General features: G+C 55.1%; 8 protein-coding genes. 3 read left to right on the forward strand and 5 right to left on the reverse strand.

The window, feature by feature from the left end:
- Positions 1-56: 56 nt before the first annotated feature.
- The gene (locus KK062_RS05185; RefSeq protein ID WP_254083189.1) at positions 57-671 is read right to left on the reverse strand and encodes an arylesterase; all 615 of its coding nucleotides are present in this window, start codon (positions 669-671) and stop codon (positions 57-59) included.
- Positions 672-754: 83 nt separating this feature from the next.
- On the opposite strand from KK062_RS05185, the gene KK062_RS05190 reads away from it, so the two are divergent.
- Both KK062_RS05190 and KK062_RS05195 read left to right on the forward strand, forming a co-directional pair.
- Positions 755-1,426 (forward strand): ABC transporter ATP-binding protein, encoded by a 672-nt coding sequence (locus tag KK062_RS05190; RefSeq protein WP_254083190.1) that lies wholly within the window; start codon positions 755-757, stop codon positions 1,424-1,426.
- Entirely contained in the window at positions 1,423-3,990 is a 2,568-nt protein-coding gene (locus KK062_RS05195; RefSeq protein ID WP_254083191.1) for an ABC transporter permease, read from the forward strand. The genes KK062_RS05190 and KK062_RS05195 overlap by 4 nt, the downstream gene beginning before the upstream one ends.
- Before the next feature lie 61 nt (positions 3,991-4,051).
- On the opposite strand, the gene KK062_RS05200 is transcribed toward KK062_RS05195, so the two are convergent.
- The 4 genes from KK062_RS05200 to KK062_RS05215 form a co-directional block, all read right to left on the reverse strand.
- Positions 4,052-4,669: a thioredoxin family protein gene (locus tag KK062_RS05200; RefSeq protein WP_254083192.1), complete on the reverse strand. Its 618-nt coding sequence runs from the start codon at positions 4,667-4,669 to the stop codon at positions 4,052-4,054.
- An 83-nt stretch (positions 4,670-4,752) separates the two neighbouring features.
- Positions 4,753-4,953 carry a hypothetical protein gene (locus KK062_RS05205; protein WP_254083193.1) on the reverse strand — a complete coding sequence of 67 codons (201 nt, stop codon included), beginning with the start codon at positions 4,951-4,953 and terminating at the stop codon, positions 4,753-4,755.
- A gap of 50 nt (positions 4,954-5,003) precedes the next feature.
- A complete protein-coding gene (locus tag KK062_RS05210; RefSeq protein WP_254083194.1) occupies positions 5,004-5,858 on the reverse strand; it encodes a DUF2911 domain-containing protein in 855 nt (284 codons plus the stop codon).
- Between the two features lie 20 nt (positions 5,859-5,878).
- Positions 5,879-6,661 (reverse strand): DUF1223 domain-containing protein, encoded by a 783-nt coding sequence (locus KK062_RS05215; protein ID WP_254083195.1) that lies wholly within the window; start codon positions 6,659-6,661, stop codon positions 5,879-5,881.
- Between the two features lie 205 nt (positions 6,662-6,866).
- Here KK062_RS05215 and KK062_RS05220 point away from each other — a divergent pair.
- The coding region (locus KK062_RS05220; RefSeq protein WP_498366324.1) for a DUF7948 domain-containing protein at positions 6,867-8,686 on the forward strand (1,820 nt) is incomplete at its 3' end.

Consider the following 8,686-nt stretch of genomic DNA (forward strand, 5'->3'; position numbering starts at 1 on the left):
ATGCCCGTCGCGATTTATCGGATTCCGACCGTGTCGCGCACGCGCCGCGTCAGGGGTCACTTCACTAATGGCCCCACCACCTTCAACACATTCTCAGCAACAATCTTATGCCCGGCGGGATTCGGGTGAATCCCATCTGGAATATTCAGCTTCTCATCACCTGCCACGCCCTGTAGCAGGAAGGGTATTAATGACGCATTATTTTTCTTTGCTAACTCAGGATAAATCTTCTGGAAGCTGGTGGTATAATCTGCACCGAGGTTGGGCGGCACCATCATGCCGGCAATGACCAGCTTTACGTTCGGGTTCTTGATTTTTACCTTATCAATGATCGCCTGCAGGTTCTTGCGGGTTTGGTCGAGGGGCAGGCCTCGGAGGCCGTCGTTGGCACCCAACTCCAAGATAAAAATGTCAACGGGTTGACGGAGAACCCAGTCCAGGCGGGAGAGGCCACCGGCGGAGGTTTCGCCGCTGAGGCCGGCGTTGATGACTTTTACCTGTTTGCCCTGGGCGATGAGTTTTTTCTCTACCAGGGTGGGGAAGGCCTGGTCAGGGGAGTTCAGGCCGTGGCCGGCGGTGAGACTGTCGCCGTAGAAAAGGATCGTTACCGGGGCCGTGGTGGCTTGAAATAACAGGAGGCATGAAATAAACAGGGCAATTCTTCCGACCATATGGTAAATCTTGACGTTTTTAAGGATTCTGAAACAATTTTAAACGTTTAACGCTTAATTGCTACTAATCGATATTCAAAACTATGCCGAACGTAGTGCTCCGGGCCGAAAATCTTACAAAGACTTACCGCACCGCCGAAAATTCTCTCACCGTATTAGACGACGTATCCTTTTCCGTGGAGCAGGGCGATTCCCTGGCCATCATCGGACCATCGGGTAGCGGCAAGACCACCTTGCTGGGGCTGTGTGCCGGCCTGGACGTGGCCACATCGGGTACGATCTCGCTGATGGACTTTAAGTTACAGGCCATGAGCGAAGACGACCGTGCCTACCTGCGTAACCAATATGTGGGCTTTGTGTTCCAAAACTTCCAGCTGCTGTCGACGCTGACGGCACTGGAGAATGTCATGGTGCCGCTGGAGCTGCGCGGGGAGCGCAACGTGGCCCCCAAGGCAAAAGCCCTGCTGGACCGCGTGGGCTTGTCCGGGCGCCTCAACCACTACCCGTCGCAGTTGTCGGGGGGGGAGCAGCAGCGGGTGGCGATCGCCCGAGCCTTTATGACCGACCCCAAGATCCTCTTTGCCGACGAGCCCACGGGCAACCTGGACGAAGAGAATGCGAAGCATGTCACGTCGCTGATCTTTGGCATGAACAAGGAACAAAATACCACGCTGGTGCTGGTGACGCATAACCTGGAGCTGGCGGCCATGACGCAACGGGTGATCAAGATGCGGGGAGGGCGCATGGTGGTATGATGGAATACTATATCAAGTTGAAGCGCAGGGTGCGGCCGGTGTTCCGCGACCGGTGGGTGTGGTCCATGGCCTGGCGTGATGCGCGGCATAACTTCTCCCGCCTGTTCCTGTTCGCGGCCTCGCTCATTACCGGAATCACGGCCGTGGTGGCGCTTGACTCGCTGAACCGGACGTTGCAAGGCGACATCGACCGCAATGCGAAGGAGCTGTTAGGGGCCGACTTTGCTGTAAGCGGTGATAAGAAGTTTGGGAGCGAGCTGCAGGCGTTGTTCGACTCGACGAAACTGCCGCAGGCATCGGAAGCCGACATGGCATCGATGGTATTGTTTACGCGGTCCAATGAATCGCGGCTGATCCGCGTGGTGGCGGTGACCGAGGGGTTTCCGTTTTACGGAAAGATAGAGACGCAACCCGTGGATGCGGCTGCCAAGCTACAGGGAGGACGTTATGCCATGTTGGATGCTTCGCTGGCCACGCAATTTGAGGTGAGCTCGGGTGATTCGATTCGCCTCGGGAATAGTGTATTTACTGTCGCCGGTGTGGTGGAGAAGATTCCCGGCGGGGGCGGGGTGATGAGTACGTTTACGCCGTCGGTATACATTCCGTTGCGCGAGCTCGACTTGACAGGCCTGGTACAGTATGGTAGCCGGGTGACCTATAAACGCTATTTCAAAACGGCTAACGATGCGGGCACGAAGGTGCTGGAGGAGTCGCTGGGGCCGGTCGTGAAGCAGCGTGGGTATTCATTCGATACCGTGCAATCGCGGAAGGAAGGGTTGGGCGAGGGCTTTATGTCTATCTACCGGTTCTTTTCGTTGCTGGGCTTTTTGGCGTTGATCCTCGGCTGTATCGGTGTGGCCAGCTCGGTACACATCTATGCCGGCGAGAAGCGGGAGGAAGTGGCGGTGCTGCGGTGTATTGGTTCGTCGGGATGGCAAGCGTTCAATATATACTTCATTCAGATCTTTGTGCTGGGGGTGATCAGCAGTGTGATCGGCTCGTTGCTGGGCATCGGGATCACCCAGGTGCTGCCCCTGCTGTTAAAAGATATTATTCCTTTTGAGGTGGGCTTTACTTTTTCGTGGAGTCCGCTGATCCTGGGGGTGCTACTCGGGACGGTCGTTTCGTTTTTATTCTCGTTGTTGCCGCTGGTGGCCGTGCGCTTTGTCCCGCCGCTGACGGTATTGCGGGCACAGTCCGGTACGTCACAACGGTATTCCAAGACACAATTTGCGGCGTTGGTGCTGATCGGATTTTTTCCGTTGGCATTCGCCGCCTGGCAGACCCGCAGTTGGCTTACGGGTACATTCTTTTTCCTGGGACTATTAGCCGCGTTGCTCGCCCTGACGGGCGTGGCGATGGGGTTGCTCTGGGCCGTGCGCCGGTTCTTTCCAACCAACGCAGGCTTCGTGCTTAGGCACTCGCTGTCGAGTTTGTTCCGGCCGAATAACCAGACGCGCGTGCTGCTGGTCACGATCGGGTTGGGCGCATTCATCATCTCGATGCTGAACGTGATTGAGGCGAGTATGCTGTCGCAGGTGGAGTTTACCGGGCAGGAGAATCAATCGAATACCATTCTTTTTGATATTCAACGCGAGCAGCGGGACGGCGTGATCAAGCTGATGGAGGATAATAAATTAAAGGTAAACCAGGTGGTGCCGATCATTACTTGTCGCTTGCGCGAGGTGAAGGGCAAGACAATCGAAAGCCTGACGGCCGATACCACACAGCAAAGGTCCAATTGGGCGTTGACGCGCGAATACCGCATTACCTATCGCGACACGTTGACCCGATCCGAGGAATTGTTGGAAGGAGAGGTGCAGCATAAGAAAGCGGGTAGGGACTCGGTATGGGTGACGGTGTCGGAAGACGTCGCCGAGCGACTGGATATAACAATGGGTGATTCGCTGGTGTTTGATATGCAGGGTGTTCCCATGACGGTATACCTTGCAGGCGTGCGTAAGATAGACTGGCCGAAGGATCCACCCAATTTCATTTTTGTGTTTCCGACGGGCGTGCTGGAATATGCGCCACAGATCTACGTTACATCGACGCGCATCACCGACCGGCAGCAGGCCAGTCGCTTCCAGCAACAGCTGGTGCAGCAATACCCGAATGTGTCGTTGATTGATTTGCAGTTGATATTGGGTACTATTAATAAGCTGTTTAACGACCTGGGACTGGTGATCCGGTTCCTGGCCTTGTTCAGCATCCTGACAGGGTTGATTGTATTGGCCGGCGCGGTGATCAACAGCAAGTTTGTGCGGAAGAAGGAGAATGTATTGCTGCGCACGATCGGCGCGCGGACGCGTCAAATCACGATGATCACGTTGATCGAGTATGCGTGGCTCGGCTTGTTCTCGGCATTGACGGGCATGATCCTGTCGTTGGGCGGGGGCTGGTTGCTGACACGGTTTTTCTTCGAGATCACCTTTGCCTTTGATTGGGCGGAGTTGCTGCTGATTGGTGGGGGCGTGGTGCTGCTGACGATGGTGATCGGCTGGTGGAACTCGCGCGATGTGATTAGTGCGCCGCCGTTACAGATTTTGCGCGGAGAAGGATAGAGATCAGCGTGAGTGTGAGCGTGAGAGCGAAGTGAAAGAGTGTTCGCTCTCGCTCACACACTTATTTTATTATGGCGTCGAGACCTGATTGCAGGTAGTTAGCATAACTTATAGAATCGTAGTCTGCGCCTTGCGGCGGCACCAATGGTGCCTGCGTTGTGGGATCGAGTAATACGTAGAACGGTTGCGAATTGGTGTTGAAGCGCGTGGCCTGGATGTCGCTGTTCAAGCCGCCGATCGTGGTGATCTTGCGCTTACTGAATTGGCTGACATAGTGTTCGTCGACAGGCAATTCTGTTTTGTCGTCTACATAGAGCTGAATGAGAACATACTCTTGCTTCAGGAAGGGGTAGACGTTCTTGTCGGGCCATACGGCCGCTTCCATTTTGCGGCAGTTGACGCAGGCATGTCCGGTGAAGTCGATGAGTACCGGTTTGTGATTCGCTTTCGCATAGGCCAATCCTTCCTGGTAGTCGAAGAATGGATCGAGGTGGAGCGGTTTATCAAACAGGGTTTCATACTTGCGTGCGGGTTGGCCGGCGTCGGCTGCCTTCGGCCCTGGCGATGCGCCGGTTTCTGCAAACAGCGTCGGGGTATAAAGATCGAAGTCCTGGCTGGTCTGCGGTGGCAGGAAGGCCGAGATCGATTTTAGGGGAGCGCCCCACAGTCCGGGTACCATGTAAAGAGCAAAGGCAAATGCAGCGATGGACAGGAATAGCCGGGGAACGGTGATGTGTGTCAGATTGCTGTCGTGTGCAAACTTTAGCTTGCCCAGCAGGTAAGCGCGGGCACGGTTTGTCCGTAGATGTGCCAGCCGTCCTGGATGGTAGCGGTGATGGAGACAGTCGCTGTGGTCGCGGATGTTTTCTCAGCGGTGTAGCGCCAGGTGACGGGCTGGAGTATTTGACTGTGTGCGGCGAAGGTGAGAAGTAGGCCGACGGTTAGTGATAGGAGTGTTTTCATTTGAGTTATATTTTATTGGACGACTGCAGCCGTGTGCCAGCATTGCCATGCTATTTGCCTTTGGCTTGCGCGAGCACTTCGGACAGTAGCTTGATATACTCATCGAACTGACGCTCTTTCGCTACCTTGATGCCTGCTTCGGCGGCGGCTACGGCGCCGGCCTTATCACCTTTGCGCAGCAGGAAGCGTGACTCGAAGAGGGGAAACGCCGGGTTAGCAGGCACATCGGCTTTTGCTTTTTTTATCCAGCCCAGGGCTTTGTCGGCATCTTTGTTGTTGTTATAGTAATACTGGATCGCATTAAAATATACCAGGTTGCTGTTGTGCTCGGCTTTCATCAGTTCTTCGATGGTGGCGGTAATCTTCGCATCGTCATCGACGGTTACACGAACGGTGACCGCGGTATAGTCCCACACAATTTGCAGGTCTGCGGAGCTCGTCGTTGAGTTTGCAAACTGGATGGCGAACGTTTCATGCTTGTCGTTGATATGCGCGGGCTTCACGGTGAAACGGAGCAGATCGTTTTCGGGCTTGTAACTATAGGCGCCCCATTCTTTCACGGCTTTGTTCAAAATGATGGTCCACTGATCTTTGTCGGGTATGGTGAACAGGGAATATGTTCCGGCGGATACGTTGTGGCCTTCGAGCTTTACGTCTTCTGAAAATGTGATCTCGGTGGCGGTGTTTGCGCCGGTGCGCCATACGGTGCCGAAGGGTACAAGGCCGCCAAAGATCTTCCGGTCTTTTACGTTGGGCCGGGAATAGGTGACAAGCGCATGGCCGAGGCCGATTTCCTGGTCGATCGTTTGTGTAGGGCTGGGGTTGGGTAGTCCCGGTACCTGGGCTTGTGTGTGGTGGCCGGCGACGGCGAGCAGGAGCATGGTCAGGACGTGTTTCGTTTTCATATAGTTTGTTTTGATTACGTTTAGTTGTTCAAGGGTGTGCTTGTTGCCGCGGTAATAGCGCCGTTGTTGGTGTTTTGTAAGAAGCCGACGATCTCCCAGCCGTTGCCGGTGAAGTCCGAGGGAGCCTCGATAACGTTGGTGCCCTGTAGGCCGGCGTTCAGGTTGACGGTGGTCAATACCCGTACGATCTGGGCGTGGGTTAACATTCTTCCTTCGTTCTCACCGCGACTTATTTTATTGACAGCGTGTTTTTGGACCAATGCGATCAGTAACTGATTAGCGTCTGTCTTTCCCGTTGCCTGGTATTTTACGGTAAGCGAGCGATTGTTTTGTATCACGTGAAGATCGAGTGTTGCATCTGCGGCGGTCGTCAGGGCGTTTGAGATGTTTTCCTGTAGCGTCGAGGCATTCCAGTCCAGGCATTCTTTATTGCCATTGATGACGATCTGGGGTGTATAGACGGAACCGCTCTGCAGGTGGCCGGCGTATGTGCGCTGGCGTTCCGAGAATAAGGCGTTGCTGAATTTATCTTTCCACCCCAGGCGATCCCAATAGTCGACGTGATAGGCGAGCACGTAGATGGCCTGGCCTTTTGCTTCGGTTTGAACTTTGGCCAGCAAGTCATCCGCACGGGGACAGCTGGAGCATCCTTCGGAGGTAAAAAGCTCCAGCAAGGCAAACCCCCTGACGCCGGTTGCCGGTACGGTGTGTTTTACTGTGGTGGCCGGTGGCGTGGTGAATGCGGCCAGGAAGGCGATGAGGGCGATTCCAACACCTATTATGATTGCGTTTGTGGATTTCATATACATTGTTTGTTGCTTTCTGATTCAAAAATACGGGGCTTGCCGGTGGTGGGTTTGGTGGAAACGGGCCAGGTGGACAAAACCGTGCGCGAGGTAGACGTTTCGGGTGGTCGACCGATTGCCGTCAGACGTCTATAAGGCGGCAGGGGATATGACCGATATTTGTTACCTTGGCTGATGGCCGGTATGCAGGCCAATCGTGCGTATGAAAAGATCTTTCCGTGGGTTGGCGATCGTATGTGGGTGCCGGAAGGCACAACGGTGGTGTGTACTGGCTTTGTTATTGGTCATTGTGCAGACAACTGTCTGGGCTACAGATTCGCATCCGAAGGGTACCACCAGCATACACTTTATTGAGAACAAACATCAGTGGCATCCGGACATTCTCTTCGGTACGCCCGTGAAGCAGGGGTATGTTACTTTTCAGCGCGATAAGCTACAATTCCTTTTTCAGGGGCATCGCCCGCGACCGGTGAAGGGGACCGCTTCCAAACAGGGCGTGCCGACAGCCGCTGTCGCGGACGACGGGCACCACCTGGAACCTTCTACAGATGGACATGTCGTCGATGTGTCCTTTGTAGGGTCCAACCCGTTGGTATACATCGCGGGGGAAGAGCCGGTGGCAACGCGGTATAACTTCTTCCTGGGCAACGATCCGTCGCAATGGGCTTCCGGTGCTGCTGCGTATAGCCGTGTGCGGTATCACGATTTGTATTGTGGTATTGACCTGGTGTATGGTTCGCAGGAAGGGCGCATGAAATATGAATGGATTGTTTCGCCCCAGCAAGACCCGTCAGCGATTGCGTTGCAGTACACCGGCGCCGACGAAGTTTCGATCATCCACGACAGCTTATATATTCGCACCTCCGTCAATGAAGTATGGGAGCTCAAGCCTTATGCCTACCAGGAAATAAACGGGCGACGTATACCCGTGGCGTGCCGGTATAGCTTGCGTGGCCAAACGGTGGGATATGATTTTCCGGAAGGATACAACCCGGCCTATACGCTGGTGATCGACCCGGTGCTGGTCTTCTCGGGCTATTCGGGCTCGACGGCTGACAACTGGGGTTTTACAGCAACGTACGATGCGCAGAGCAACGCGTATTCCGGCGGCATTGTGGAAGGCATTCCGGGCTTACGTTATCCGGTAACGCCGGGTGCTTATACCCTGGCGCACCAGGGCGGCCTCTGGGATGTCGGTATTATGAAGTTTGACTCGGCGGGTACGACGATGTTGTATGCTACCTACCTGGGGGGAGACGGCACGGAGACACCCCAGAGCCTGGTGGTCAACCATGCGGGAGAGCTGCTGGTGCTCGGTGTGACGAGCTCGGCCCATTTCCCGGCGACAAATGGATCGACCTTCCATCCGGGAGCGGGAGTCGAGCCGATCAGCGGCATCGAGTTTGCGGACGGCGCGGATTTGTTTGTCGCTAAACTCAGCAGTGATGGTCGCCGGCTGTTGGGGAGCACGTATATTGGCGGCACGAACCTCGACGGTATCAACGACAACGCGCTGAACCAGAATTACGGCGATGCGCTACGGGGGGACATTATCGTGGATGCGCAGGACTTCGTCTACTTCGCTTCCAGTACCTATTCGACCGATTTTCCGGTGGTGAATACGGGGTCGACGCACGGTGGTGGAATACAGGATGCCGTATTGGTAAAACTGCAGCCAGACCTATCGGCCATTGCCTGGAGCCGTTTCATCGGCAGTGCCGGCACCGACGTGGCGTATTCGCTCGAGCTGGATCTTGCAGGCAACGTCTTTGTGGCGGGCGGTACAAACGGAAGTATACCCGGATTGAATGGTTTTCGCAGGACCCCGTGGGGTGGCATTGACGGCTGGGTAATGTCCTTTACGCCGACCGGCGCGGCGGCCAACGGTACGTACGTGGGTACGTTGGCGACCGACCAGTGTTACTTTGTAGACCTGGACGAAGACGGCCATGTATATCTCTTTGGCCAGACAACGGGGCGCTTTCCCGTCAGCAAACGGCAGCAGGTCTATTACAATCCCAA

This window comes from Dawidia cretensis (assembly GCF_018598175.1).
GTDB classification, from domain to species: Bacteria; Bacteroidota; Bacteroidia; order Cytophagales; family Cyclobacteriaceae; genus Ohtaekwangia; species Ohtaekwangia cretensis.